The sequence below is a fragment of the Streptomyces sp. IBSBF 2435 genome (assembly GCF_036815005.1).
Classification (GTDB): domain Bacteria; phylum Actinomycetota; class Actinomycetes; order Streptomycetales; family Streptomycetaceae; genus Actinacidiphila.
Window position 1 is genome coordinate 1 of record NZ_JAJSYW010000096.1, and the last position, 25466, is coordinate 25466.

Here is a 25466-nt window from a genome sequence, read left to right on the forward strand (position 1 = left end):
CCCCCCGCCCGCTCGGCACCGCCCAGGCGTACGTCCTCGGCGCCCCCGACCCCGGCCACATCGGCACGCTCCTGGCGCGGCCGACGTCGCCGGCTGGCAAGCGCTCCTGGCGGCGGAGCCGCGCGCTACCGGCTCAGCCACGTACCGAACTCGCCGACCAGGCCGGCGTAGAAGGTGTCATCCGGGACGGCCCCGGGATTCTTGCCGGCCTCGTAGAAGCCGACGTGGGAGAAGCTGGCGGCGGTCGTGGCGTTGAGGTTCTTGTAGAAGGCGAGTTTTCCGTGCCCGAAGCCGACGAACAGCCAGAACACCCGTGCGTCGGCGGTGCTTTGCAGCAGGGAGCGGAACTCCGGCTTGTCCCAGGGCTCGTCCGTGACCTGAACGATGACGAAGGCGGGATCGACGGCACCGACGTCCCGGTAGTGGTTGACCGCGGCGCGCATAGACGCGGCGACATTGCCCCAGCCCCACGCGACCTGCGTGTGCAGCTGGGCGATCCGGCCCCGGTAGTTGTCGAGACGGATCTCCTCCATGAGCGGTTCGTTCCCGCTGGAGAAGATCACCGGCACACTGCCGTCGTCATCGAGGGTCACTGACAGGGCCAGCACCCGTTCGGCGAACGCCTGTACGACGAACGACGCGTACAGCTGCTCCATGGACCAGTCGTGGTCGAGGATGAGGTACACCGCCGCGCGCCGGTCGGTCGCTCCGGTGTGCGCGAGCGCCTGGCTTGCCTGCTGCGAAGTGGCCACCAGCGCCGGGGCCTGCGCTTCGAGCGCGGGCAGCGGAAGCCGGTCTTCGGCCGAGGAGTTCGACGCGGCCGGGGACGTTCTCGGGGTGGGCAGTCGAGGCGGCGACGCCGGCGGCTCAGGATCCACGTCGACGCCGTAGTCGGTGGCGAGACCGGCCAGGCCGGACGCGTATCCCTGGCCCACGGCCCGCACCTTCCACCCCCCTTCGCGGCGGTAGATCTCCGCGAGTACGACGACGGTCTCCCCCGCCGTGAAGTCCGGTGGCGCGAAGGTCAGTCCGGTGTCGTTCCCCTGGCTCGCGGTGAGCACCGGCGCGGTGGTGAACACGTCCCCCGGACGGGACGGATCGACGCTGGCGACGATCACCACGGTGCCGACGCCCGCGGGGATACGCGGCAGGTCAGCCGTGACCGTACCGCCCGTGACGCTGACGCCGTCCTGCGCCGGGTGATGGTAGAAGACCAGGTCCTCATCGCTGCGGACCTTGCCGTTCGGGCCGAGCAGCAGCGCCGAGACATCCACCGGCGTCCCCCTCGACGCCACCTGCAACGCGACAGGCTGCGACTCAAGTGCCGCATTCCCGCCCTTGCTCAGAGGCAGTGCTTGCATACGCGATCGACCATCCCCTCGTGCACCCGTTCGCGACCACCGCTACAAACCGTAGCGGCGTGATCACCATGATGAGCGCAAATGCTCGAAGCATTACGCGCCCATGACCACTCTTCTCCGCAGGTGTGGGCACGGACGGCGGCTCCACGCCCGTGGATGCGTCCCCACCGGCCATCCTCCGTACCGCGTGCGCACGCTCAAGGAGCTGAATCCACCCGCCATGTGGCTGGCCAGGTCGTCGCCCCAGGCCGTCCGACGTGCGACGGCGCGTCGTCAACGCGGGGACGAACAGCGCCGACGCCCTGACCGCGTGAAGGCCCTCGCCACGTGGCCGACGGTGGCGCTCATCGCCTTACGGACACGGGCGGTTGCCGATCACCTCGGAGGGAATGCGGCGTGCATCAACGCGAAACACCACCGCTCAGCCACCGCACCTCGCCGCACGGACGCGGTCCTGGCCCAACCAGCAGAAGTGGAAAGCCCATGAGAATCTTCGGCCGTGAACCCGCCCTGTGGCTCGCCCTCCTCGGCGTCGCCGTCAAGCTCGCGACGGCCTTCGGCCTGGACCTGACGAATGATCAGCAGGCCTCCGTCAACGCTGCCTCCCTGGCCGTGGTCGGTGTGCTCGTGGCCGCGTCCACGCACGACGGCATAGCCGCCGCCGCGCTCGGGCTGCTCCAGGCGGGTATCGCCCTGGCCGTGGGCTTCGGTTTGCACTGGGCGCCGGACCAGCAGGCGACGGTCATGAGCTTCGCAGCCGCGCTGGCGGCGATGTGGACCCGCACCCAGGTGACCGCGCTGGTGCCGCCGACGCCGACGCCGAAGCCCGCAGCAGCGGCGCGGGCCGCGGGACGGTGACGCGAGCCGCGGTGCGCCTGGCCGGGACCGGCGCCCAGCGGGCCTGAGAGGGCTCGGCCGGCCGGGGCAGCGGCACGTCCGCGCACGCAAACCGCTGCCCCGGCCACGAGACGACGAAAGCCGCCTCCTGCCCGGAACCCGCAATACGATACTTCGGGCGGAGTCGGACAACCTTGCCCCGATATCCCCTGGCGAGTGCCCGGTTTTGGCCTTTACTCCACGGGCGGGCCGCCGTCACGCTGATGGTGTTCAGGCCGCCCAGCCAGGAGGACCCATGCCCCGCCTACGCCGCACCCTCGCCGTGACCGCCGCAGCGGCGGCAGCCACCGCCGGGGGCCTCATCGCCGGGACGCCCGCCCAGGCCGCGACCAGCGTCCACTGCACCGCCACCTCGTCGACCGCGTTCAACACGGTGAACATCTTCCCGAACTTCAGCGCGAGCCTGTCCGCCTGCGACTTCGCCGACGCCGGTGCGCCGTACCACTTCACGATCGACGTCGCGACCAGCCACGTCGTCAGCGGAGGAACCTACGTCACCTACGGTCTCACCTCGACGTGCAGCTCCGCGACCGCGCTCATCACCGGCACGCTGTTCGCCGCCAGCTGCCTCAGCCCCTGACCTCCCGCGCCTATCTGCGGCACAGCCCGTGCCCATCACCGGATGACCGATCGCTCCCCTCGCGGGCCACCCCTCCGTCCGCGACCTGCACCGGCCACGAGCCGCTGCTCAGCGCTGGCATCAACGAGCGGCGGGCGTCCGCTCTCCGCCCGAACGGGTTGCGATCCTCCCGTTCCTGCCGCTCCTCGGCGAATCCGTCATCCCGCGAGACCAGTGCGCCCGCCGGCCTCACCGGCCGCATTCCGGCGCCCAACGCCTCACAGGGGGCAGACCGTCACCGGCAACGAGTCGGGGGCGGCGGACGGGGTTCAGCCGGGCTTCGGCCGTCGTACGCCCGCCGCTACGCCGGGGGGCCGACAATCGGCCTGATGCGTAAGCCAGTTGCCGGCCGATGTGGAGTGTCACTGTGCGCGTGAAAGCCCTTCTCGCAGGTTCGTCCGTCGTCCTCACCGCCGCCGCTTGCCTGGCCGCGGCCGGACCGGCCCAGGCCCACGGCGGCCGTACGGACCACCGCCCCGCACCGCCCGCCGCCGGGCGGTGTTCCGCGTCCGTGGCCATCGACGGCTTCTCCGACGCGCTCGACAAGACGACCTTCGACGGTACGTTCGTCGGCAACCTCTCCGCGCTGGCCCCCGACGCGCACGGCACCCTCGCCGCGCTCTCCGACCGGTCCTCGCTGTTCACCCTCAGCGGTCGCACCCTGGGCGACCTGGCGCCGAGCAAGGTCGTGCCGCTCGCCGACGAGAAGGGGCAGCCGCTGGACTCCGAGGCCCTGGTGGTCGACCGTGACGGTACCCGGCTGATCACCTCCGAGGTGGAGCCGACGATCCGCCGCTACACCCGTGACGGCAGCACCATCCTCGGCAGCCTGCCGGTGCCGCAGGAGCTGAAGGTCGCCCCCGCCGGCCGCGCCACCAGCAACCTGACCTTCGAGGGCCTCGCGTTCCAGCCCGGCGGCCGGACCCTCGTCGCGTCCGTGGAAGGCGCGCTGTCCGGCGACGACCACACCACCGTGCGCTTCCAGACCTGGCAGCGCACCGGCTCGGCGGACTTCCGGCTCGGCCGCCAGTACGCCTACCCCGTCGACACCGACGCCCACGGCACCGTCCTCGGCGTCTCCGACATCGCGGCCACCGGCGACGGCCGGCTGCTCGTCCTGGAACGCGGCTTCACCGCCGGGGTCGGCAACACCGTGCGGCTGTACGTGGCCGACCTCTCCCACGCCACCGACGTCAGCGGCGTCACCGACCTGACCGGGCAGGAAAACGTACGGCTCGTACGCAAAACGCTGCTCGCCGACCTCGGCGCCTGCCCGTCCCTCGGCGCCACCGCGAAGCAGCCCCAGACCAACCCGCTGCTCGACAACATCGAGGGCATGGCCGTCACCGGGTACGGCCCCGGCGGGCGGCTGCGGCTGCTGCTGGTCAGCGACGACAACCAGAACCCGGCGCAGATCACCCGGCTCTACGAGCTGAGCGCGCGGCTGCCGAGGGGCTGACGCGGCGGACGTACGGCAGGGGGCGGGCGCGTACGGAGCGCCCGCCCCCTGCCGTCACCGGTGGTCGTACGCAGTACGCGCCGCCGGGCACGTTGCAGCACCTCGACGGTGACGCGCTGCCGCGTACGGACTTCGCCCCCGACAACGTCCTGATCGCAGGAGGTCGGGCACTCATCGACTGGGCATGGCCGACACGCGGCGCCACCTGGATCGACCCCGGCGCCCTCGCGCTGCATCTCATGAACGCCGGCCACCCGGCCGAGGCGGCGCTCGACTTCGCGGGCCGGTTCCGGTCGTGGCGCGACGCGGCGCCGGAAGCGCTGGCAGCCTTCGGTGTCGCCACCGCGTCCCTGTGGCGGGAGATCGCCGAGCATGACGACGCGCCCTGGAAAAGGGCGATGGCGGGACAGGGGACGACGCTGGCGCGCGCCCTCGGTAAGAACGTGCAGCCGCCGACGTCGGTGACGAAAGTCAGGTAAGTGAGCATGGGCGTCGTCACCCTGGACGGGTGGCAGCCTGCGACTGCCGACGGTCTGTGGAGGGCATGGCCTGACCCTGCCAGGGCGGACGACGGCGGCGAGATGCGGCCCAGCAGCGGCCCAGCAAAAGATCTCCGGCCCTCTGAAACGCCTAGGAGCCCCGGCCGGACGTTCCTAGCCAAAGCTCCTGCGGTAGGCCGTATGGGACTCGAACCCACAACCTATGGATTAAAAGTCCTGGCCAGAGCGTGCCGGGCGGTAGTGGAAGGTGGGCCGTCATCCGAAACCCGCAGGTCAGGTGGATGCCGCTTGCTACAACGTCCGCCGGGGAACAACGAGTGCCGCCACATCCGCTCACGCATCGCTCACGCATCCGGCCGTTTGGATGGCTCGCCCCAAGGGCATCCGGTCTTTCCGCCCGATAGTCGTCAGTGTGACGTGAAGTCGCCCGATCGAGCCGCCCTAGGCCGCGACGTCTGAGATGCTGAGGCGGATCGAGAGGGGCCACAGCGATGCAGTGGAAGATCCACGGGGAACGTCCGATCTACGAGAACCCATGGGTGAACGTGTGGTTGGTCGATGTCGAGCAGCCGGACGGGAAGCGGTGGGAGCACCACGTGCTCAAGCTGCGGCATCTGGCTGTGGCAGCCGTGGTGAACGCTGAGAAGCAGGTGCTGATGATGTGGCGGCACCGCTTCATCACGGACTCCTGGGCCTGGGAACTGCCCATGGGCCTGGTCGAACCCGGCGAAACTCCGGCCGAGGCTGCCGCCCGCGAGGTGATGGAGGAGACCGGTTGGCGTACCAGCGAAATGACGCCGCTGATCTACGCCCAGCCAGCCAATGGCATCACCGACTCGGAGCACTTCGTCTTCCGGGCCGACGCGGTGGAATGCGCGGGTCCGCCAACCGAACTCAACGAGTCGGATCGGCTTGAGTGGATCCCGCTGTCCAAGTTGCGGGGCATGATCGACCGTCGCGAGATCGTCAGCAGCGGGACTCTCGTGGGAGTTCTCTACCTGCTGCTGGACGAGGCCGGACTCTAATCAGCCGCTGTCCCCGCCAGGCGGGCGTCCAGCTCCGCAACTGGCCGGAACGTGCGGAATGGCGTGAGCAGGTGACGGAAGTCCCGCAAGTGGGCAGTCACGCGGGGCGAGTCGACGGTCGCAGACAGGTTCAGGGCGTCGCTCGCCGCTCGGCACGCCTCCTCGACCTGGCCGCGTTGCAACTGGATCCTCGCCAGCCAAAAGGAATGGAAGGCCCTGCCGCGCAGGTTCGTTTCCGGCTCATCGCGCAGCGCTTCCGTGATCAACGGCTCGGCAGCACTCACGTCCCCGAGCTGCCCGAGCGCGATGCCGATGTCCACGGTGAGCTTGGTCCGGTCGAAGTAACTCACCCACGCTGGGTCGTCGTCTGCGGATCCGACCCGCCCGAACTGCAACTGCGCTTCGGCGATAGCCGCATGGGCCGCCGGTCGGTCGCGTGCGCTGGCGTGGCCGAACGCTTCGCGGACGTACAGCATCGCCATCAGTCTCGGAGTACCTCCGTCATGGCGGGCAACGTCCTGGGCGGTCCGTGCCAGCGTGACGGCTTCCTCGGCCCTGTCCTGATAAGTGGCTTGGAGGCTCAGACAGGCGAGGACGTTTGCAACGAACGCCCGGTCGTCGATCGCGCGGGCCAGGCGCAGGGACTGGGTGAAGTACGCCCTCGCCGTGCTGTACTGCCGTGCGTCGAAAAGCGTCCAACCGGCCAGCCGGGCGAGTTCCGCGGCGATGCCCTGCAGACTGCGCCGGTAGTTCGGATCCGTGCTGTCGGCCAGTAAGCCCATGACGTACCTGAGTTGCCCGATCACCGCAGGCCGTAGGGCCTCGCCACCGTGCTCATCGTCCCTCCGCCAATAGTCCTCGATCGAGGCCTGTAGGGAACGAAGCGTGCTTGGCGTGACCTTCGTAGCTGCCGCGATAGCGAGAATGCCGTCCAGATCTTCTGGCTCAGTTGGGATGGAACTCGGCCCAGGGGCCACCTGAACTGACCTGCGCTCGGGTGGATTGGGGGCCGACGCCCGTCCTTCCCAGTCTCGCGACGCGAGGCCGAGCATGTGACCCGGAACACGCAGGCCGTCCGCGACGCGTTCGATCACGCTCATGTTCGTGATGGTTCGGCGACCGGAAATGACCTCGCCGACCCTGCTCGGCGTCAGCTCACACTGGCGGGCGATGCGTGAGACGTGAAACCCGCCCCTCGCTTTCGCCAAGCCGAAGACCTTCGTGAAATCCCGCGCGGCGCAGGCCGCGATCATCTCGGGGTCCGTCAGGAGGCGAGTGGGCAGGCCGACAACTGCCGTGGGTTCGGTCATGTCCGGCCCCCTCATGCGGGAGTGTGATCGCTCACCGTCACCTGGGATCACTTACTGCGAGTTTACCCACCGTGGGTGTCCACGCTGGCCTTATCCCAGAACGGACCGCTGGGACAGTCTGAGATTCCTTCCGGTAGCTGGCCTCCGGAGGAAGCGACAAGCCCCGTGCTGCACCGAAGTCAGCGGCATGGCACGGCATCCAGCGTCTCGAAAGGTCCCCAGCGATGTCCGACACCATCTCGGATGCCTGCCCCACTACTTTCGGTTTCCGCGTTGAGGCCGAGCAAAAGGCCGTGCCCGAAGCCCGGCGCAAGATCGTCGCCTTGGTGCGGGACTGGGACGTGCCACTGCCGGACGACATCCTCGGTGACCTGGAGCTGCTGTCCACCGAGCTGATCACGAATGCCGTTCGCCACACCCGGGCCTCATGCGCGGTGGCCGTACGCTGGACCGGCGTGCGGGTCCGGGTCGAGGTCACCGACGTGAGTCCGGCACGCCCGCAGCGCAGCCACAGTTCGCCGGAGGCGGAGGGCGGACGCGGCCTGCTCCTGGTCGAGTCCCTGGCCACCGCTTGGGGAAGCGCCCCCGATCCCGCAGGGAAGGTCGTCTGGTTCGAACTCGGGCCGTCCGACCGGACGCCACCTCCCTGGAGCACGCCGGGGAAGTGGACGATCACCGCCGACAGCGGATCGGCGACGTCCGGCTACCTCCCCGCCTGGGCCGAGGACGACCCGACCGAGGCCGATGTGCCCCAGGACCAGCTGCCGGAACGGCTGGCCGGCGTCAACCACCGAAACTTCTTCGAAGGCCCGATGCTGCCCCTCACCGCCCCGGACGTCTGGGAAGGGGTCGAGGAGGACGCGGTCTTCGAGGGCAGCATCGACTGCAACCCCTACGACCCCAACCCCGACCTCCGTGTGCCGGTCGTCAACCTCCAGGTCTGCGTGGGGCGCTGGATCCTCGGCCTGGACCCGCGGGGAGTCGCCGAGGTCGCCGCGAAGCTCCGCGCCCACGCCGACTTCCTCGACGCGAAGGTACGCCCCGCGCTCAACGCCGCCCGTGAGGACTGGGCGGCGCACCACAAGGGCTGACGCCACACGGCCGCCCGTGCGGGTGCTGTAGCCCCGTCCTTGCCCGCACGTTGGCGGGGAGCGAGCAGACTGCCGTCTACGGCCGGCGGGCTCTTCACGGACGCACTACGGAAGGCATCACGATGACCAGCACCACTTTGTTGACCGACCATCCAGCGTGGACAGTTCGTCCAGACGGTACGACCTGCCGTCTCGTCACCGTTGGCGCTGACGCCTGGTTCGTCGCCTGGGACGGGGCCAAGCTGGTGCCGACGAAGGTTTGTGCTTCGGTCGTCAGCTCGCCACCTGCAGCGATCGAGACGCCGCCGGTGAATCTGCCACCCCGAGCCCCGGGTCCTCTGACGACAGCCCTGGCCGCCCTGGGGACGGTGCATCGCCTGCCGTCGCCAACGCTGTGGGAGGCGATCACCAGCGGTCTCCTGCGGAAGATCATCCGTGCCCCGCAGGCCCGCGCCCTGTACCAGCGGTGGATCACCGCCTACGGCCCTTCCTGGGACACACCGGCCGGGCTGATGCACAGCGTGCCCGGCCCGCTCGAAGTTCTGGAGCTGACCGAGGAGCATTTCGCGAAGATTGGCGCGGCACTTCACCGCAAGGCCCTACCGGCTGCCGCGGCGGCCTACCTGAAACATGGCGAGGACTGGGGCCAACTGCCTCCCGACGACATGGTGAAGGCCCTCCAGGAGGTACCAGGCATCGGCCCGTGGACCGCTGCCTGCGCCGCTGCGGACTTCACCGGGGACTACTCCGTCTACCCGCACGGCGACCTGGCGGTACGCACCTGGGCGGTCAAAGCCGCCCCGTCGGCACCGCTGCCCGGAACGCCACGGGAGTTCGAGGCCGCCTGGTCCCGATGGGCGCCAGATCGGCCGCAACTTCACACCCTGACCACCTACACACTCGCGTGGGGGATCCATGCCCGACCGCCCGTTACGCCTCGTCCCTGACCTGATCGCCGGTGCCGACCCGGGCCGACCCCTCGACCTTCTTCTGATCAACGCCCCATTGCGGGACTACTCGCTGCGGCCGCGCCTGACCGACTACACCCTGCCGGTCATCGGCATGGGGTACATCGCCACCTACGCCGCGCGGGCTGGCTACAACGTCGGCCTTCTCGACGCCGAGGCGCACGGCCTGGGGATCGCGGAGACGATCCGGCTGGTGAACGACGCCGCCCCGCGCTGGGCCGGATTGAACCTCCTGGCACCCACCTACGAGCTGTCGGCGAGGATCGCGGCGGGCCTGGGCGACGACGTACGGCTGATGGTCGGCGGCCACCACGCCAAGGCCGCGCCCGAGACCGTGATCGCCGACCCCCGCATGAGCCGCCTTGCCGCGCTGGTCGTCGGCGAAGGTGAGACCCGCGTGGCGGCGCTCCTAGACGACGTCGGGCGGCGCGCGGAGCTGCCGGGCGTGATGTGGCGCGACCGGATCCTCGGCACGACCGTCGAGGGCACCGAGCACGCCCCGGCCCGCATTCGGCACTGGCTGAGCCCGGACATCGACGGCCTGTCCCTGGACCGCGCGTTCCTGCCGCAGGACCCGTATCTGGCGGCCGACGGCCGACGCGAGGCGAACATGGTCGGGGCGCGCGGCTGCCCCTACGACTGCTGGTTCTGCGGCGCGGCGGTCAGCAAGAACCCGGACCTGGCGATTCGCACCCGCAGGCCGGACAACATCCTCGCCGAGATGCACCAGCTCGCCGACAGCCACGGCGTGAACGCCTTCCGGTTCGTCGACGACCTCTTCCTGGGTGCGCGCCGCATCATCCACCCGATGGTGGACGCGTTCACTGCGGACAGGGTCGGAGAGCGGTGGGTATGGGACGCGACGGGCCGGATCAACGTTCTGGACCGCGAGGACGACGCGATGCTCGACACCCTCGCCGCCTCCGGGATGCGGGAGGTCGCGCTCGGGATCGAGTCCGGGAGCGACCGGGTGCTGGCCGCGATGGACAAGCGGATCACCGCCCACATGACGCTGCGGGTCGCCGAACGGTTGATGCGGCGCGGTGTGAACGTGAAGGGGTACTTCATCCTGGGATACCCCTCGGAGCGGTCGGAGGACTTGGCCGCGACATTGGCGCACATCCGGCGCCTGTGGGATCTGTCCGACCGGCTGCCCGGTTCATTCCGCGCGTCGGCCTTCGAGTTCCGGCCCTATCCGGGTTCGCCGGTGTGGGACAAGCTCCTGGCGGACGGCTACGACCCGGACGCCATGGCCGCCTACGCCGACGTCGACCTGACCGACCACGGCGCGGACGAGGCGATGAGGCAACGCGACGAGTTCGCGTTCAGCGTGGGCATCCAGTTCGCCGACACCCCGTTGCCGCAACTGCGCGGGGCCCTGGCGCAGATCGCCCGCGAGCAGCACGCCCGCAACATCGCTTCGGCGGTGACCACATGACGACCGGACGCCCAGGACGCTTCATCACCGTCGACGGCCCTGGCGGCGTCGGGAAGTCCACGACTGTCGCCGCCCTGGTCCAGGTGCTGGCGAACCGTGGGGAGCAGGTCCACGCGACGACCGAACCCTCCCGTTCGACGCTGGGCCAGTTCATCCGCGAAAATGCGGACGACTACAACGGGGCGACACTGGCCTGTCTGGTTGTCGCCGACCGGCACCATCACCTGGCCCACGAAGTAATCCCACGCCTGGAGTCCGGCATCACCGTGGTGAGCGACCGGTACCTCGCCTCGACGCTCGTTGTGCAGGCACTCGACGGTGTGCCACAGCAGTACCTACTCGACCTCAACGCCGGCATACGCATGCCTGACCTCGCGGTCATCCTCAGCGCGGATCCCCGACGAATCGCCGCCCGAATCGCGGTCCGCGGTGCCACACACCGCTTCAATCGGGCGCCGGACTTCCCCGCGCGCGAGTCAGCGCTATACGCGGAGGTGGTGATGATCCTGCGCAGCATGGGCGTACCCGTCCTCGTTGTCGACACAAGCACCGCACCCGCCGGTGTGATTGCTGAGCAGATAGCGGCCTGCGCGCCCGGCAGGCTCGGTAGCGTCGCCCCTGATCTGAAATCCGCACGCACGCAGGGAGCACCACCGTCGTGAACGACGAGATTTGGACGAAGATCCACCAGCTCGTGCAGTGGCTGGACGACAAGGACAACGCAACGCCGGCCCAAGCGCGACTGCTGCGTCTGCTCAAAGTCCAGGAGGAGGTCGGCGAGGTGGCACAGGCGGCGATGGGCGCCGTCTCCGCCAACCCCCGCAAGGGGCAGAGCCACACGTGGGAGGACGTCCAGAACGAGCTGTGCGACGTGATGCTCAGCAGCATGGTCGCGTTGGCGACCCTCACCCCCGACGCGGCGAAGGTGTTCGAAGAGCGGGTGAGCATCATCACCGACCGGTCGCTGGCGTAGCCGGCTGGCATGTCTCACCAGCGTCTCGCAGCCTTTTCTTGGGGGTGCCGCCCCGGCCGTACCCTGGCCGGGGCGGCACCCCATTCCCCCGGCAGCCAAGGAACCGCGCGTCGTGTCCATGTCCCGTATCCCCTTCGAGCAGCTTCCCGTCGACGTCCGCCAGGCCGTCGCCGACAAGACCGGCGCTGTGCGCCAGGCGGTGACCGCGCCTGGCGGCATGAACTCCGGCATCGCCTCCGTCCTCGAGACGGACAGCGGCCCCGTCTTCGTCAAGGGCATCCCGACCGGCCATCCCCAGGTGAGAGCCCAGCACCGTGAGGCCGCGGTGGCCCCGTACCTGCCCGCCTCCTGCCCGCGCCTTTACTGGCACCTGGAGTTCGGCGGCTGGAGCCTCCTCGGCTACGAAGTCGTCGACGGCCGCCACGCCGACTACGCCCCCGGCTCTCCCGACCTGCCACTCGTGGAAGCAGCACTGGCCGAACTGCAAGAGATCACCGCACCGGCGGACGTCGAGATCAAGCAGGCCGTCGACCGGTGGGCGCAGTACGCGCCGCGAGGCACCGTCCAGCACTTCGACGGCGACGCGCTGCTGCACACGGACTTCGCCCCCGACAACGTCCTGATCGCAGGAGGTCGGGCACGGCTCATCGACTGGGCATGGCCGACTCGCGGCGCCGCCTGGATCGACCCGGGCGCCCTCGCGCTGCGCCTCATGGACGCCGGCCACCCGGTCGAGTCCGCGCTCGAATGCGCCAACCGCTTCCCGTCGTGGCGCGACGCGGCGCCCGAAGCACTCGCGGCGTTCGGTACGGCAACCGCATCCCTGTGGAGGGAGATCGCCGAGCAGGACGAAGCGCTGTGGAAGCGGGCGATGGCGGAGCAAGCGACCGTCCTGGCACGCGCCCTCGGCACGAGCCTGTAGCCCCGGACGACGCTGACGAGCGTCACGTCCCGGCAGAGCATCGACATCACGCTGGACGGACCCCTTGCGCCCGCGGTCCGTGGCTGACACGCGGACAGGCGGAGGCCGCGTTGTCTCCCCCAGGACCCGGGCGCCCTCGCTCGGGTACTCGTGTCCTCGTCCCACGGCGAGGACACGTGCGCAGGACGGGCGGTAGGACCGTCCGGCGCGACAACTTGCTCCGCTCGGGGCAAGGAGTCCTTACCCCACAACTTGCTCCTCCGGGGTAAGCGCTGCTTACCCCACAACTTGCTCGCCGCCTCCCCGCCTCGCACACCACTCACCTGCTCCGGCGTCCTTCACTTCCGTGGGCTGCGACGTAGGCCGGGATCATGCGGGACCTGTCCCACCCGTTGCGTTCCTGGTCAGCGCAGGTACGGGTGGAGTCCTGGTGCGAGTCGACCCGTTGCGGGGAGACGACCCGTCCCCGTGCTGACCTGCACGGGGACGGGTGGGGCGGGTGGATGCGGGTCAGCGCTCGCCGCCTGGGGCCGTCTCCGGCCGGGGGCAGTAGCGAGCCCAGGCGTCGGCGAACTGGTTTCGGGCGAAGCCTCGGCGCTGGCTGCGGTCGGGGAAGCGGCGGTTGGCTGCGCCGATGCCGAAGTCCTTCAGGAGCAGTTGCAGGCCCCGAGCGGTCAGGCCGTGCGACCCGTGCTCGCGCCAGGGAGCCTCGCTGTCGGCGTGCAGGGCGGCAAGCAGTTGCTCGGTCGAGAGCAGCGCCGGGTCGCCGCACGCGGCGAACACCGCGCGAATGTCGGCCAGGATGCGGATCGCGAGCGCCGCCTCCTGATCGTTGCCTTCTTCGTGAGCCGTCAGCACGCGGCACGCTTGCCGGGCGCGCTGCGGCCACTCGCCTCCGGCGAGGTCGGCGACCGCCACCAGCGGCTCCCAGGTGTCCGCCGCCCGGTCCTCGACCGGCATCACCGGCTCCATCGACGCCGCCGTGTCGGTCAGCGGCACCAGCCATCCCGCCAACCGGTCCCGCAAATCATGCAACTGCGGAGTGTCTCGGCGGGAGCGGAAGGGCAGCACCTTCTCCCCTGGCCCGCGCCTCCGAATCCGGATCACCACCGCCCGATCCATGATCGTGTCCGGCAGGTCTCCGATCCCAGCCAGCGCCGCCATGGCGAACGTGCAGAACTTGGTCGGCTTGTGCTCCGGTCCGACAACCCGGGTGGTGGGGCGGTTGCGCTGATGCCCGGAGTTGAGGAGCCCGCGCATCTCCTCGTTCTTCTCCGCGACCTTCACGCTGCCGAATATCGTGTCGGCCTCGTCCACCAGCAGCGTCGGCGGCTGCTCCGTGATCGACCGGAAGATCGCCGCCGGGGTCGAGTTAACCGTGATGAAGGGGTCGTGGACGGTGTCGTGCAGCACGTCCAGCAGCCGGGACTTCCCGCATCGCTTCGCGGGGCCGACCACCGCCAGGCGCGGCGCGTGCTGCCACGCGGGCTGGAGGTGGGTGGCCGCGACCCACAAGGTGACCGCGTCCAGGGCCTCAGCGCTCGGCATGACCACGTACCGGGCGACCGCTGACCGCAGCTCGGTCAGCAGGTCAGCGCCCTCCGGCAGCGCACACCCGGGCGGTGGATCGACCGGACCGGTCGGCTGACCGACCGCGGTGACCGGCTCCCGGTCAGTGACCGCGGTCAGGCGACCGGGCGTTGCGGTCAGCTGGTCAGTGACCGGAGGAGGCCCGGTCACCGCAGCCGACCGGGCGGCGGACGGTTTCAGCTCGGCGGTCAGCTCCGCGAGCGGCTGCCGCGTCGTGCGGTCCGGCTGACCGGGTACGGTGACCGGCGGCCAGGCCGCCGCAGGGGGTGCGTCCCGGACAGCGGCTGTCATAGGCTGCATGTTGTAGCTCCTCGACCGGTGGGTGCAGGCTGGCCGGCCCGCCCCATCTGGGTTGAACGTTTCTGGCGTACAGGGGAGTTGTGAGCCTCCGGCGTTGGCGCGTCGGGGGCTCGTTCGTTCTCGGCGGTTGGCGCCGCGCGAGCGACCACGGACAGTACGACGAACGTCTGCCGCAGTCCACGGGATCTTCGACGGCGCCCAACGTGCGCGCGTACGAGGACCACGGACGTCACGCCGCGAGCCCGAGCAGGGCCTGCAACTCGGCCGTCACCACTCGGTACGAATTTCCCAACCGCAGAACGCGGCACGGGTACTGGCCGCGCTTGGCCAACTCATAGCCCTTGCTCCGCCCCAGCCCCAGTGCCCGGTTCGCCGTCTCCAGGTCCACCGCCGTCGGCAGCGCCAGCAGCTCGTCCTTGGCCATCCCCTTGACCACCGGCCGGGTCGTACCGCTCTCCCGCATATCTACCCCCTCACACATACAGCTCTCGGCGAACGCGGTCTCGCATCCGTCTCCAAGCCCAGGTCAGGAGGGTGCACCAAGCTATTGTGTCGCCATGACACAACGCGGTGCTGATGCTGGGCGGAATGAAGACAACGCCCCCGAGTGGGCCGACCAGGTCACGGCGACGGTGGCTGCCGAGGTCCGCCGGCGCCGCAAGGAGCTGGGCATGAGCGGCGAGGACCTGGCCCGCGCCTGCGCCGATCTCGGGTACGCCATCCCGCGCAACGTCATCGCCAACATGGAATCCGGCCGCCGTGCCCAACTGCCCTTGGTCGAGGTCATGGTGCTGGCCAAGGCCCTGCACGTGGCGCCGATCTGCCTGATCTATCCCGTCGGCGTCGTGGACCGCGTGCAGGGCCTCCCCGACGAGGAACCGACCGACACCTTCACGGCACTCCAGTGGTTCACCGGCGAGTCGTACGACTACGACGGCCCCAGCCCCCAACTGCGCGAGCGCAGAGCCGCACCGCGACGGACCTGGTCAATGGATGCCGAGGGCAAAATCGTCTGGAAGGACGCCTCGGCAGACGGTTTCTGAACCTGCTGGGGGAAGCACCATGAAGGGCTTGACGCACCGCCGCTGCTACTGCCGTGACACCGATACCGGCCGACCGCTCGGCAGCAACTGCCCCAAGCTCGCGAGCCGCAAGCACGGCTCCTACTCCGTGCGCCAGGAACTCCCGCCCCGCGAGGACGGCACCCGTCGCTCATTCAGCCGCGCCGGGTATGACAGCCTCAAAGCCGCCCAGGCCGACCTGGACCACGTCCGCACCCTCCTCGCCCTCGCCGACACCGACGACCCGGACAGCGTCGAGCGCGTCGCGGCCCTACTGGAACGCCTGGTCGAGGAGAAGGCACCGCTGCCCGACGTCGACGAGATACGCCGGCGCCTCCGTTCCGGGCTCGACCTACGCGGCGGCACGACGGTCGGGGAGTGGCTAGACCTCTGGTTCGCGTCCAAGAAGCGCCGCAGGACGACCCTCAACGGCTACGCCTCTCACATCAACGTCCACCTCAAGCCCTGCATCGGGCACATACGGCTCGACCGGCTGAACGTCGGCCACCTCGTGGAGATGTTCGACGGGATCGCCGACGCCAACGAGGCCATCGCGGCCGAGAACGAAGCGCGGCGGGCGCAGATCGCCCTCTGCAAGCCGAGTTCGCCGGGACGGCCCGTTGCCGCCGAACGGGCGCGGCTGGCGGCGGAGCGGGGGAAGCTCGCCGAGTTGCCGCCCTTCCGCAAGGTGACCGGCCCGTCCACCCAGCAGGCGATACGCCGCACCCTGCGCGCGGCGCTCAACTCCGCCATCGCGCAGCAGCTCATCACTTTCAACCCGGCCTCCCACGTCGAACTCGCCTCGGGCCGCAGGCCGAAGCCCCTGCTGTGGACGGACGAACGTCTCCGGCGGTGGCGGCAGACCGGCGAGATACCCGGCCCGGTCATGGTCTGGACGCCGCAGCAGTTCGGTGTCTTCCTCGACGCCGCCCAGGACGACCGGCTGTACGCCCTCTTCCACCTCGTCGGCTTCCGCGGCCTGCGTCGCGGCGAAGCCGTCGGCCAGGACTGGAGCAACGTCGACCTCAAGGCCGGCCTCATCACCCCGGCCAAGGAGATCGTGGTCGACGGCTGGGACCCGTACGAGGCCGAGCCGAAGACAGACGGCAGCGCCAACACCATCGCCCTGGACAGCCTGACGATCGCCGCCCTGCGCGCCCACCGGAAGCGTCAGAAGAAGGACCGCAAGAAGTGGGGCGCGGCCTGGAACGACACTGGCAAGGTCTTCACCCGCGAAGACGGCTCCTGGCTCCACCCCGAGATGGTCTCGGAGACCTTCCGCCGCATCCACGCGACGACCGCCCTCCCGCCGATCACCTTCCGCGACCTCCGCCACGTCGCCGCGACCCTCACGCATGCTGGCGGCGGCGACATCCACACGGTGAAGGAGGTCCTGCGCCACTCCACGATCGCGCTGACCTCGGACACCTACACGAGCCTCCTTCCGGAGCTGGACCGGGAGGTCGCCGAGAAAGCTGCAGCGCTTGTTCCTCGCGGCCATCGTGCTCGAAGCCGATCAACCTTCCACCCCTAGTTCTCACGGATGAGCGGTCGGTCGAGATAGTCACGTCCCTGCAAAGCTCGCCCCGGATCACCCCCAGCGCATCTGAGTCGCCAACCTGTTGTACTCGACTTCCGTTGCTTCCTTCGCCGCAAGAAAACGTCGAGGGTTGCCAGCCAGGAACCCGTTTTGAAGCAAGGGGTGCAAGTCTCCGTGCTGGTCCAATTCCTTCTTGAGCCAGCCTGCGGGGGCCGGCCGGTACTCGTTCAGGAAACCCGTCTTGCGGATGTAGGGCCAGTCCAATCCCAGACCGGCATCCTGCTGCACGATCAGGCGCAGGAACTCAAAGCGCTCCCATGCGTCGATGTACGCCGAGTCGCTGAGGACGAGGTGTTCCGTGAACACGGGGCGGAGCTGCCCGTGGAGGCGTTCGGAGGCTGTACCGAGCCCGATCGTCTGTTGCGGGCCAAGAAGCGCAGCTGCGGCCAGTACCTTCCCGCTGTATACATTCTGAGCCTGAGGTTCGCTAAGCACACGAACCAAGGTGTCCCAGCGTTCGGCAGCGAGGGCGGCAATCCCTGCCGAATAGATCACCATGGTTGCAGGGGCTCGCGCGAGACCGAGCAGTGCGGAGTCGCCGCCCGCGCTGACAGGGGAGCCGAGTTGCTCGATCTCGCGCATCCACCAGCGGTCGGTCTCGTTGTTGCCCCAGTAGGCCGTCGTGGCGACCAGGTTGAGCAACAGTTCCGCCTCGGCCTCCAGCACACCCAGCCGGCGGCCGTGCTCGGCTTGGGTGTCGGCGACATGCCAGGGGCCAGCAGTTCGTACGGGGAGAGCCGCCATGCGGCTGACTTCGCGGCGCAGCGTGTCGTGCAGTGCAATAGCCTGTCCGGTCCCGGCCAGGGCGCGCTTGGCGGTAGCAACGGCGATGGCGACGCTCGCCGGATGCTGGCGATTCGTGGCAGCGATTGCGTCCACGGCATCGGCTACTCGGCCGAAGAAAGTGTCGGCATCGGCCTGAACGTACGCGGCGCTCCGTCGGGTGATCAGATCCCGGGCGTGCTCCGATGGTTCACGCGGGTCGATCCAGTAGGAGGTGAATATCCGGGCGGGGCAACGGGATAGAGCGTTGCGCAGCGCGGGATCCCACGTAGCGGACCAGCCGGAGATGACGAGCCCGTAGTCAGCGAAGATCTGGTCGAGGAGTTTGTCCACGGCGGGCGCATACTCTTTCAGCTCCTCGGGGGTATTGAGCATGCTCGTGGGATTCAGATAGTCGCCGTGCACGTGGACGACCAAACATTTAATGGCATGCAGTGGGGCAAGTCCGACAGCGTCAGCCGGGTCGGCAACTACGGTGGGCTCAATGCCCACCTCTCTCAACGCGGTCTCCATTAGGCGATCGAAGTTCGTCGTCAGCACGATACGTACGTGCCCGGCGGCGACCAAGCGGGCGATCGCCTGGTGCGCAGCGGTGGACCGCTTCCGACCTTCCTCGCGGTCCTCCTGAGTGGGCTCGAAGTAGGCATGCAACAACGCCTGCCGCTCGATCGGGGTACCCGCGAGTCGGGCCAAGAGGTCGTCGTAGGTGGCCATGCGGTCGAAGCGCTGCTGATACCAGGCGTGCGGGTCGCCGATACCTGTGGCGCCTTCCGTAGCCGCCACCTTCCTGATCAGATCCTGCTGGACGTCCCACGCCGACGGCATGCCCGCCGCGATCGAGGCGCCAGCCCCAAGCAGGACGGCGTAGCCGCCCGGGGTGGCCCGGACGGCGAAGGCGAGATTCACGTGTGGTTCCACAACCAACCATCCTCATGACGACATGACCGAGCATCAGTCGCATGGTGCGGCCTGCCCACACCCATGTTAGCGTCATAATGACGAAAAGTAGCAGTCTTTCGACCAGCGCAGCGAGAAAAACACCGGGATCGGTGCCTGCCGGTCATCCACAACCGATACGAGGGCAAGCGCAGCCCTGTCGGGGTTCGTCGTCGCTACCTCGACGCCATCGCTTCACCCGCTGACCTTGCGAGCTCCGAACAACCGCTCACGCATCGCTCACGCACGGCCCCCGGCATGGCTGTGCCCCGGCCGTCCGAAGACAGCCGGGGCACCAAACCCGCAGGTCAGCCACCTCCGCAGAGGGGGAACCCCGTAGGCCGTGTGGGACTCGAACCCACAACCAATGGATTAAAAGTCCACTGACACCCCCTAAGGTCCCGTATGCCCGAATCGGATCGCGTGCGGTTCCGTGTGGCCCTGTCAGCGTATGTGCTGGTCAGCGCGCACCCATCCGTGCGGTCGCGTACGGCCACGTCGGTCCCGTAGGAGGGAGTTCTGCCGCGTTCGGCCCAGCAGCGGCCCAGCACGAAGGGCGCCGACCCGCAGGTCAGCGCCCTTCATCAGCAGTCCCCACTGCACGGCACACACGCTACGCCGCAGCTGTCACCCAGGCGGCTTCCGTGTGACGCGAGGTTTCCGTGCTCGCGGGACGATCGCCGCGGTCCGCACGGCCAGCTCCTGCTCCGCCTCGCGGAACAGGGTGGTGTACGTGTCGACAGTGAGGATGATCGAGCTGTGCCGCAGTTTCGCGCTCGCATCCTCGATCTTGCCCCCAGCCGCCTTGATCAGGCTCGCCGCGCCGTGACGGAGATCGCGCAGGTTGATCGGTGGCAGGTCAGCCTCGGCCACGATCCGCTTGAACACCTTGGACACGACATCCGGGTGTAGCCACCTGCCATCCGCGGCCGAGAAGACCTTGCCGGTGTCCGCCCAGAGCGCGACATCGCGCCCCTGCTCCCGCTCGGCCGCCGCCCAGGCGTTCCACTCGTCCCGCTCTGCGAGCTGGCGCCACCGGTGCGCCTTGAGGACGTCCACCGTCTCGGGGTCGATGACAACCGTGTCCTGTGACCCGGTGGTCTTGGGCCGGGTCTCGATCGGGGTCCACCCGTCGACCACGATCTCCGAGGTGACGTGGATCTCCAGCGCGTCGTAGTCGACGTCATCCCAGGATTGCCCGACGCCCTCACCGCGGCGTAGGCCGTGGTGCGCGATCAGGTGAAAGAAGGCGTAAAGCCGGTCGTCCGTCGCGGCGTCGAGGAAGGCGCCGAGTTGGGCCGGCGACCAGACCATGACAGGGCTGGGCACCTCTCCCGTTTTCCGCCACCGGGCAACCCTGGCAGCCGTCCAGAGCAGGCCCGTGGGACGCTCGGCCGTCTCCAGCTCGACGTACCGAGCCGCGTTGAATTCGATCAGCTGCCGACCGATGGCCTGGTTGAGCGCGGTACGCAGGGTGCGGCGGATCGCCTGCCTGGTCGCTGGCCCGTTCGTCTTGCGGTACGGCGGCATCTCCGCCAGCTCGGCCCGCGCAGCAGCCAGTTGCTCGCGCACGGCCGCCGGCGGACGCCCCGGCCTACCCCACGTCGCCTGCGCTTCCTGATCACGCCGCGCCTGGTTCTCCGCCGCAATGACCTCGCTCTGGTCAGCGATGCCGTCAAACATCTCGACCAAGTGGCCGACGTTGAGCTTGTCAAGCCGCAGGTGCCCGATGGCCGGCTTGATGTGCACCCGTATGTGCGAGCCGTACCCGGCGACGGTGGTCACTCGCCGCGTCTTTCTCTTGCCGGCGAGGAAGACGTCCAGCCAATCCGCCACCGTCGTCGCGCCGTCTAGAGGAATGCCCACACCGAGCTTTCGGCGCACCTCGGCAGCATCCGGGATGTCAGCGCGCGTCCTCTGGACGGCCTGCAGCAGGTCCGCGACGCGGCGAGCCGCGTCCTCGTCGTCGCCCGCCAGGTCGAGGAGCCCGTTCACCTTCGACACGTCGCCCTGCGCCTCGGTGACCTTCGCGTAGCCGGCACGCTTAAATCGCCGCCGCTTCCCCTCTTCCGTGAGCGGCAATTCAATTTGAATTGCGACAGCGCCGTGATTCTTCTTCGTCAGCCTCGGGCAGGAATTGCTTAGAAGTTTCCCGGACTCGTCTCGACATTCACAGCGGCGCGTGATGTGTCCAGCTCGACGCGAGGTAGGCATTAGGCCGCACCTGAACTTTCCTCTTCCAGCATTTGTTCGACCATGGATACGAACAGGCGCACATTGGCTGGTTTCCGGATGCCCACCCTGTCTGCGGCCTCGCGGGGAGAGAGACGCCTCGCCTCGCTCGCAGCGGCGGCCGTCCCCTCCAGCAGGTCATCAGTCGCTGATCCGGCCTCGATCAGCACCTCGCGCAGAGGACGCTTGAAGACCGTGGCCAGGGCGGCGTACACCCGGGGAGAAGGCAACGTTTTACCCGAGAGCATCCGCCCCACGCTCGACGCGGACATGCCTGTGGCCTGCGCGATTGCGACACGGCCGCCACCGCGCTGGCTGTCTACGTCGTAGCCGGCGGCTCGCGCAGCCTCGGTCGCCCAGCGGCCGAAGCGCTGCGCCCTGGACGGGCCGGGTCCGTCGCATGTCGACGTACCGCTTTCGAGCCGATCGGCTCACGACGGCCGCCAAGCAGGTGGGCGACCGCAGCAGCTACGCCATCGCCAAACGGACGGGCCTGTCTCAGACGGCGGTCAACCGCATCCGTCAGGGCACGTCCGCGCCCACTGTGGCCTCACTGGTCGCTCTGGCCGTGCCGTACAACCTGACGCTCGATGAGCTGATCGAGCGAGTGCCGGCCGAGGCGTCGGTATGACGGCCCGCCGTGCGCTCACCCCCGCCGAGGTGCTCGCGCTGCCCGCCATGGCCGATCTAGTGCCGGACGCCGTCGATGCCCTCGGCGTCTCCCGCGACACGGGTTACTCGCTGGTCAGGACCGGCGAATTCCCTGTCCCGGTGGTGCCCGTAGGCCGTCGCCTCAAGGTCCGCCGCGCGGACCTCATCGCCTTTCTCCGCATCACCGAGGACCCCGACGCCCAGTAGGCATCGGCAGAAGGGGCCGCACCGGACTCGACCCGGTACGGCCCCGCAGCCCAACCATCCGAAGCCATCCGAAGGAGTCAGACCATGTCTGAGCCTATCGATCAGATCCCCCGCCAGGAGCTTGTCGAGTCCTTGGCAGCCATCCGTACCGCCCTCGACGTCCCGTACGCGGAGCGCGCCGAGGACGCCGCCCAGGCGGACGGCCTGCTGCGGACCCGCGTTGCGTACGTGCGCAGCGGCATCAGGGAGCTGGCGGCCGGCAACCCCCGGTTCCAGCCGCCTCTCTACGCGAACGTGGTGCGCGACGCGGTGACGTACTACCCGGTCACCTACATCCCGTGCGGCGCCCTGGCGGAGCAGCGGCACCAGTTCCTGGATCCGGCGGTGCCGCCGCTGGCCGTGCACGGTCCGGCCCTGCCCGTCCCGGCGCTGGCCCTCGCGCAGGCCTCGGCCGGTGCGGCGGTGGGCGAGTGAGCGGGCAGCAGATCACCGCGCAGGGCGCCCTGCCCTGGGCGCCCGTGCCCGCCGCGGCGGCCGCGCTGGCGACGGCGTTCGAGGCCCTGTCGAGGACCTCGATGCAGGGCGCGGCCCCGCTCGTGGTCGACGCGCTCGCCGCCGCCGACATGCTGCAGAACCCGGGCGAGAACACCGAGCTGCGGGAGCTGGTCGCGGTGGCGACCGGGTACAGCGCCCTGTACCGCCAGGAGTGCGAGAACCGGTTGCACCGGGAGTGGTTCGCCGACGTCGCCCAGGCCGTCGAATGCCCCTGGTGCGAGGTCGACCGGCTGCAGGCCGCGATCGGGACCGCGTACCGGGTCCACAGCGGCGGCGCCATCGTCGGCGAGTACCGCACGTTCGCGGATGCCGGCCTGCGGGCCGAGGCCGAGCTGCGCCGGACCTACCCGGACGCGCAGTGCTCGTGGGCCGCGCACCCGGACGTGCCCGACCTGGCCCAGCTGCACCTGCTCGTGGACGACATCGCCCAGCCGACCGGCTACAGCGTGGCCACCGTCACCGTGCACGCCGCGTACGACGGGGGCCAGTGATGGAGACCGCGAGGGGCAGCTATATCGGCTGGAACGAACTGACGCACTTCACCGTGTGCAAGCGGCCGGCGTGGACCGTCGACGTGCGGACCGAGTACGACGTCTACCGCGAGCGTGACCGGTACAGCACCGCGCCGCACGCCTGCCCGGACGAGGAGTGCGGGCACGGCCCGCGCATGGCCGAGGTGACGACCGTGCGGATCGTGTGCCTGTCGTGCACCCGGGCGCACGTGATCAGCAGTGAGACCGGCCTGTCCACCACGCAGGCCCGGTCCCTGGGGTACGGGCTGCCGCCCGAGCGGAAGTCCGGTCTGCTGCTGTGGCCCGGGGAGCCCTCCCTCAGCTACGGCCGCATGGCCTCGGACGTGCCGTGGGACTACATCGTGACCCGGCCGGGCGTGACCCGGCCGGTGCGCGAGGACCTGGTCGGCGAGATCTCCCAGACCCGGGGGAAGCGCGGCGCGGTCCGGTACAGGGCGGTCGCCGTCCTGTCGCCGACCGGCGAGTACGGGTACGGCGAGTACCGGTGGTCGGCCGCCGCCGACTCCCTGCTCACGGTCGGCACCGCCGCGAAGTGGATCGCCTCCCAGGTCCAGGCCCAGGCCGGGACCGTGCCGGCGGTGACGGCATGACGGCCCTCATTCCGGACTGCACCACCAGCGGCTGCGGCAGCCTGGGCGCCTACCTGGACACCTCGACCGCCCGCATGTCCGGGTGGGTCGAGGTCCGTACCGCCGGCGGTGCGGCCGCGACCGCGCACTGGTACTGCACCGCGCTGTGCGCGGCCCTCACACTGGGCGGCGGTCAGGTCGAGGCGGCGGTGCGCACGCGGCTCGCCTCTAACCTCGACGCCGCGGCGGCCCGGCTCGCCGCCGACCCCGCCCTGGACCTGGGCCTGCTGCTGGATCGGATCCGCGGTATCGAGATCGCGCGCCGCCTGGTCCAGCCCGACCGGGCCGGCGACGTCGCGCGGTGCCATGTGTGCGGGTGCACCGAGGACGACCCGTGCGCGGGCGGCTGCGCCTGGGTGCCGGGCGGCATGGAGGACACCTGCACCTCCTGCGCCCCGCCCGTGCCCTGCACGACCGCCGGGTGCGGTACGCCCGAGCACAAGGTCGACGGCAGTGACCCGGCGCTGTGGGGCTGGATCTGCGTGTGGGTCGGCGGCACGGACGCGCGGATGCGATGGGTGTGCTCGCCGCCGTGCGCCCTCGACGCCATCGAGGCCGGCGGCGCCGAACTCGCCGCCCAGGACACCGCGGCCGCGGCGGCGCCCTCCGAGGTGCCCCGCTGATGGCCGCCGCCCGCAAGCCCCCGGCCGTGGACGCGGACCTGTGGCGCATGCCGCCGGGCCTGCAGGCCAAGCTCGCGCTTCCGACGTCGCCGTGCAGCATCCCGCTGTGCGGGACCGTCGCACCGGTCCCGGGCGCCCGCGCGCAGGCCCTGACCGGGATGGTGCGCGTCAGCGTCTACGGCTCGGCCGAGCCTGCCCGGGTCTGGTGCGGCGGGCTGTGCGCCGCCTACGGGCTGGCGCTGGCCGAGGTCCGCGTCCGCCAGGCGCCCCGGTGAGGCGGCGCCGGCCGGTGCCGTGCGAGTCCCTCGCGCTGCCGCACGCGTACGCGTACACGCGGCTGTACGTCATCGGCTGGCGCTGCCCCCGGCACACGCCGGCAGCTGAGGCCGGGCGGCGCGAGACGCCGCCCGGCCCCGGCTGGCCGGCCCTGCGGGACCCCGAGGCGCCGCCCTGGACCCCGCCGCGACCGGCCGCGCCGGTCCTGCCGGTCCCGAATCCCTTCCGCCCGCCGCTGCCCAGATAGGAGACCCATGATCACTCCCGACAACCTCGCCGCGCGGTTCGCGCCGCCCATCACCAGCGGCCCGCTGTACGCCCGCCAGGTCGAAATCGCGGACAGCGCATACATGCTGGCCGAGAGCGTCCTGGACGCGCTGCCCCGCGGCCACCACCTCGACCGCGCCGTCGAGGCCCTGGAAACGGCGGTGCACCAGGTGTGGGCGGGCCTGAACGCTGTGTTCGCCGACACCGCCGCCAACGACCTCGCCGACCCGGTGCCGTCCGTCCTCAGCCCGGGGCCCGCCGCAGCCGCCACGGCCGGGGCCGCCCTGGGCGACCTCGCCCTGAACGTGTCGCTCTACCGGACCTGCGTCCGCACCTCGCGTCTCTTCCCGATCGCCCGGCTGGCCGCGCTCACGCTCGCCGACCTGGCAGACGAGCACGGATACATCGCCGACCGTGACCAGCCGTCCGTGGACGAGCTGTGCGCGGGCACCGGCTGCGGCCCGCAGGACGTCCTCGCCGCGATCGAGGAGCTGGCGGTCGGCGGCTGGATCGGCCGCCTCAACTGCGGCGACGGCGCGCCCACCCGGTACCAGCTCCGCACGCCCGCCACGCCCGCCCGCTGAAAGAGGCCTCGCTCATGCCTACACCCGCTGACTTCGCCGGGCGCCCCCGGACGACGCTGACCGCCCGCCCCGTCAC

27 protein-coding genes, 1 tRNA gene and 2 pseudogenes are annotated in these 25466 nt (G+C 70.0%); 22 read left to right on the forward strand and 8 right to left on the reverse strand.

Going from position 1 to position 25466, the window contains the following annotated elements:
* Positions 1–125 precede the first annotated feature (125 nt).
* Positions 126–1274, reverse strand: a complete 1149-nt coding sequence (locus V7E46_RS19360; protein WP_443054247.1) for a VWA domain-containing protein — start codon at positions 1272–1274, stop codon at positions 126–128.
* Positions 1275–1844: 570 nt separating this feature from the next.
* Here V7E46_RS19360 and V7E46_RS19365 point away from each other — a divergent pair.
* The 5 genes from V7E46_RS19365 (at position 1845) to V7E46_RS19385 (ending at position 5861) form a co-directional block, all read left to right on the forward strand.
* Entirely contained in the window at positions 1845–2219 is a 375-nt protein-coding gene (locus V7E46_RS19365; protein ID WP_333769584.1) for a hypothetical protein, read from the forward strand.
* A gap of 274 nt (positions 2220–2493) precedes the next feature.
* A complete protein-coding gene (locus tag V7E46_RS19370) occupies positions 2494–2838 on the forward strand; it encodes a hypothetical protein (protein WP_333769585.1) in 345 nt (114 codons plus the stop codon).
* 406 nt (positions 2839–3244) lie between these two features.
* Complete coding sequence (locus tag V7E46_RS19375) at positions 3245–4336, forward strand: esterase-like activity of phytase family protein (RefSeq protein ID WP_333769586.1); 1092 nt, start codon at positions 3245–3247, stop codon at positions 4334–4336.
* A 92-nt stretch (positions 4337–4428) separates the two neighbouring features.
* Positions 4429–4815, forward strand: coding sequence for a hypothetical protein (locus tag V7E46_RS19380; RefSeq protein WP_333769587.1), 387 nt, complete (start codon positions 4429–4431; stop codon positions 4813–4815).
* Positions 4816–5327: 512 nt separating this feature from the next.
* Entirely contained in the window at positions 5328–5861 is a 534-nt protein-coding gene (locus tag V7E46_RS19385; RefSeq protein ID WP_333769588.1) for an NUDIX hydrolase, read from the forward strand.
* Here the strand turns inward: V7E46_RS19385 and V7E46_RS19390 are convergent.
* A complete protein-coding gene (locus V7E46_RS19390; RefSeq protein ID WP_333769589.1) occupies positions 5858–7171 on the reverse strand; it encodes a hypothetical protein in 1314 nt (437 codons plus the stop codon). The two genes, V7E46_RS19385 and V7E46_RS19390, sit on opposite strands and share 4 nt — an antisense overlap.
* 224 nt (positions 7172–7395) lie before the next feature.
* On the opposite strand from V7E46_RS19390, the gene V7E46_RS19395 reads away from it, so the two are divergent.
* From V7E46_RS19395 to V7E46_RS19420, 6 genes are all read left to right on the forward strand, one after another.
* Positions 7396–8262, forward strand: coding sequence for an ATP-binding protein (locus V7E46_RS19395; RefSeq protein WP_333769590.1), 867 nt, complete (start codon positions 7396–7398; stop codon positions 8260–8262).
* A gap of 122 nt (positions 8263–8384) precedes the next feature.
* Positions 8385–9209 (forward strand): hypothetical protein, encoded by an 825-nt coding sequence (locus V7E46_RS19400; RefSeq protein WP_333769591.1) that lies wholly within the window; start codon positions 8385–8387, stop codon positions 9207–9209.
* Entirely contained in the window at positions 9178–10668 is a 1491-nt protein-coding gene (locus tag V7E46_RS19405) for a B12-binding domain-containing radical SAM protein (protein WP_333769592.1), read from the forward strand. Before V7E46_RS19400 ends, V7E46_RS19405 begins: the two co-directional genes overlap by 32 nt.
* Complete coding sequence (gene tmk / locus V7E46_RS19410) at positions 10665–11330, forward strand: dTMP kinase (RefSeq protein ID WP_333769593.1); 666 nt, start codon at positions 10665–10667, stop codon at positions 11328–11330. The genes V7E46_RS19405 and tmk overlap by 4 nt, the downstream gene beginning before the upstream one ends.
* Positions 11327–11641, forward strand: coding sequence for a MazG-like family protein (locus tag V7E46_RS19415; RefSeq protein ID WP_333769594.1), 315 nt, complete (start codon positions 11327–11329; stop codon positions 11639–11641). Before tmk ends, V7E46_RS19415 begins: the two co-directional genes overlap by 4 nt.
* A gap of 118 nt (positions 11642–11759) precedes the next feature.
* Positions 11760–12563: an aminoglycoside phosphotransferase gene (locus V7E46_RS19420; protein ID WP_333769609.1), complete on the forward strand. Its 804-nt coding sequence runs from the start codon at positions 11760–11762 to the stop codon at positions 12561–12563.
* 510 nt (positions 12564–13073) lie between these two features.
* On the opposite strand, the gene V7E46_RS19425 is transcribed toward V7E46_RS19420, so the two are convergent.
* Complete coding sequence (locus V7E46_RS19425) at positions 13074–14453, reverse strand: DUF3631 domain-containing protein (protein ID WP_443054248.1); 1380 nt, start codon at positions 14451–14453, stop codon at positions 13074–13076.
* A 229-nt stretch (positions 14454–14682) separates the two neighbouring features.
* Positions 14683–14916 carry a hypothetical protein gene (locus V7E46_RS19430; RefSeq protein ID WP_333769596.1) on the reverse strand — a complete coding sequence of 78 codons (234 nt, stop codon included), beginning with the start codon at positions 14914–14916 and terminating at the stop codon, positions 14683–14685.
* Positions 14917–15010: 94 nt separating this feature from the next.
* On the opposite strand from V7E46_RS19430, the pseudogene V7E46_RS19435 reads away from it, so the two are divergent.
* Positions 15011–15376: pseudogene (locus tag V7E46_RS19435) on the forward strand (helix-turn-helix domain-containing protein); the annotation flags it as partial.
* Between the two features lie 139 nt (positions 15377–15515).
* On the forward strand, positions 15516–17048 hold the full coding sequence (locus V7E46_RS19440; RefSeq protein WP_333769597.1) for a site-specific integrase: 1533 nt from the start codon (positions 15516–15518) through the stop codon (positions 17046–17048).
* A 57-nt stretch (positions 17049–17105) separates the two neighbouring features.
* Here V7E46_RS19440 and V7E46_RS19445 read toward each other — a convergent pair whose 3' ends face one another.
* The 4 genes and pseudogenes from V7E46_RS19445 to V7E46_RS19460 form a co-directional block, all read right to left on the reverse strand.
* Positions 17106–18803, reverse strand: a complete 1698-nt coding sequence (locus V7E46_RS19445) for an SIR2 family protein (protein WP_333769598.1) — start codon at positions 18801–18803, stop codon at positions 17106–17108.
* A 367-nt stretch (positions 18804–19170) separates the two neighbouring features.
* Positions 19171–19228: transfer RNA gene (locus V7E46_RS19450), tRNA-Ser, on the reverse strand.
* 232 nt (positions 19229–19460) lie between these two features.
* Positions 19461–20915, reverse strand: a complete 1455-nt coding sequence (locus V7E46_RS19455; protein WP_333769599.1) for a site-specific integrase — start codon at positions 20913–20915, stop codon at positions 19461–19463.
* A 131-nt stretch (positions 20916–21046) separates the two neighbouring features.
* Positions 21047–21361, reverse strand: a pseudogene (locus tag V7E46_RS19460) (helix-turn-helix domain-containing protein); the annotation flags it as partial.
* Positions 21362–21465: 104 nt separating this feature from the next.
* Between V7E46_RS19460 and V7E46_RS19465 the strand changes: the two are divergent.
* From V7E46_RS19465 to V7E46_RS19505, 9 genes are all read left to right on the forward strand, one after another.
* On the forward strand, positions 21466–21696 hold the full coding sequence (locus tag V7E46_RS19465) for a helix-turn-helix domain-containing protein (RefSeq protein WP_333769600.1): 231 nt from the start codon (positions 21466–21468) through the stop codon (positions 21694–21696).
* Positions 21693–21923, forward strand: a complete 231-nt coding sequence (locus tag V7E46_RS19470; RefSeq protein WP_333769601.1) for a helix-turn-helix transcriptional regulator — start codon at positions 21693–21695, stop codon at positions 21921–21923. Before V7E46_RS19465 ends, V7E46_RS19470 begins: the two co-directional genes overlap by 4 nt.
* 84 nt (positions 21924–22007) lie before the next feature.
* Positions 22008–22397, forward strand: a complete 390-nt coding sequence (locus V7E46_RS19475) for a hypothetical protein (RefSeq protein ID WP_333769602.1) — start codon at positions 22008–22010, stop codon at positions 22395–22397.
* Positions 22394–22969, forward strand: coding sequence for a hypothetical protein (locus tag V7E46_RS19480; RefSeq protein WP_333769603.1), 576 nt, complete (start codon positions 22394–22396; stop codon positions 22967–22969). The genes V7E46_RS19475 and V7E46_RS19480 overlap by 4 nt, the downstream gene beginning before the upstream one ends.
* Positions 22969–23601 carry a hypothetical protein gene (locus V7E46_RS19485; RefSeq protein WP_333769604.1) on the forward strand — a complete coding sequence of 211 codons (633 nt, stop codon included), beginning with the start codon at positions 22969–22971 and terminating at the stop codon, positions 23599–23601. The genes V7E46_RS19480 and V7E46_RS19485 overlap by 1 nt, the downstream gene beginning before the upstream one ends.
* On the forward strand, positions 23598–24263 hold the full coding sequence (locus V7E46_RS19490) for a hypothetical protein (RefSeq protein WP_333769605.1): 666 nt from the start codon (positions 23598–23600) through the stop codon (positions 24261–24263). The genes V7E46_RS19485 and V7E46_RS19490 overlap by 4 nt, the downstream gene beginning before the upstream one ends.
* Complete coding sequence (locus V7E46_RS19495; protein WP_333769606.1) at positions 24263–24538, forward strand: hypothetical protein; 276 nt, start codon at positions 24263–24265, stop codon at positions 24536–24538. Before V7E46_RS19490 ends, V7E46_RS19495 begins: the two co-directional genes overlap by 1 nt.
* A gap of 14 nt (positions 24539–24552) precedes the next feature.
* Entirely contained in the window at positions 24553–24786 is a 234-nt protein-coding gene (locus V7E46_RS19500; protein WP_333769607.1) for a hypothetical protein, read from the forward strand.
* A gap of 7 nt (positions 24787–24793) precedes the next feature.
* Complete coding sequence (locus V7E46_RS19505) at positions 24794–25390, forward strand: hypothetical protein (protein ID WP_333769608.1); 597 nt, start codon at positions 24794–24796, stop codon at positions 25388–25390.
* Positions 25391–25466: the final 76 nt, after the last annotated feature.

Bases quoted from the DNA above. Each gene is read 5' to 3' on its own strand.
- V7E46_RS19385 (WP_333769588.1), top strand. From the start codon at position 5,328: ATGCAGTGGAAGATCCACGGGGAACGTCCGATCTACGAGAACCCATGG.
- V7E46_RS19370 (WP_333769585.1), top strand. From the start codon at position 2,494: ATGCCCCGCCTACGCCGCACCCTCGCCGTGACCGCCGCAGCGGCGGCA.
- V7E46_RS19485 (WP_333769604.1), top strand. From the start codon at position 22,969: ATGGAGACCGCGAGGGGCAGCTATATCGGCTGGAACGAACTGACGCAC.
- tmk (WP_333769593.1), top strand. From the start codon at position 10,665: ATGACGACCGGACGCCCAGGACGCTTCATCACCGTCGACGGCCCTGGC.
- V7E46_RS19490 (WP_333769605.1), top strand. From the start codon at position 23,598: ATGACGGCCCTCATTCCGGACTGCACCACCAGCGGCTGCGGCAGCCTG.
- V7E46_RS19405 (WP_333769592.1), top strand. From the start codon at position 9,178: ATGCCCGACCGCCCGTTACGCCTCGTCCCTGACCTGATCGCCGGTGCC.
- V7E46_RS19420 (WP_333769609.1), top strand. From the start codon at position 11,760: ATGTCCCGTATCCCCTTCGAGCAGCTTCCCGTCGACGTCCGCCAGGCC.
- V7E46_RS19495 (WP_333769606.1), top strand. From the start codon at position 24,263: ATGGCCGCCGCCCGCAAGCCCCCGGCCGTGGACGCGGACCTGTGGCGC.
- V7E46_RS19505 (WP_333769608.1), top strand. From the start codon at position 24,794: ATGATCACTCCCGACAACCTCGCCGCGCGGTTCGCGCCGCCCATCACC.
- V7E46_RS19475 (WP_333769602.1), top strand. From the start codon at position 22,008: ATGTCTGAGCCTATCGATCAGATCCCCCGCCAGGAGCTTGTCGAGTCC.
- V7E46_RS19470 (WP_333769601.1), top strand. From the start codon at position 21,693: ATGACGGCCCGCCGTGCGCTCACCCCCGCCGAGGTGCTCGCGCTGCCC.
- V7E46_RS19440 (WP_333769597.1), top strand. From the start codon at position 15,516: ATGAAGGGCTTGACGCACCGCCGCTGCTACTGCCGTGACACCGATACC.
- V7E46_RS19425 (WP_443054248.1), bottom strand. From the start codon at position 14,453: ATGCAGCCTATGACAGCCGCTGTCCGGGACGCACCCCCTGCGGCGGCC.
- V7E46_RS19365 (WP_333769584.1), top strand. From the start codon at position 1,845: ATGAGAATCTTCGGCCGTGAACCCGCCCTGTGGCTCGCCCTCCTCGGC.
- V7E46_RS19390 (WP_333769589.1), bottom strand. From the start codon at position 7,171: ATGACCGAACCCACGGCAGTTGTCGGCCTGCCCACTCGCCTCCTGACG.
- V7E46_RS19395 (WP_333769590.1), top strand. From the start codon at position 7,396: ATGTCCGACACCATCTCGGATGCCTGCCCCACTACTTTCGGTTTCCGC.
- V7E46_RS19465 (WP_333769600.1), top strand. From the start codon at position 21,466: ATGTCGACGTACCGCTTTCGAGCCGATCGGCTCACGACGGCCGCCAAG.
- V7E46_RS19430 (WP_333769596.1), bottom strand. From the start codon at position 14,916: ATGCGGGAGAGCGGTACGACCCGGCCGGTGGTCAAGGGGATGGCCAAG.
- V7E46_RS19400 (WP_333769591.1), top strand. From the start codon at position 8,385: ATGACCAGCACCACTTTGTTGACCGACCATCCAGCGTGGACAGTTCGT.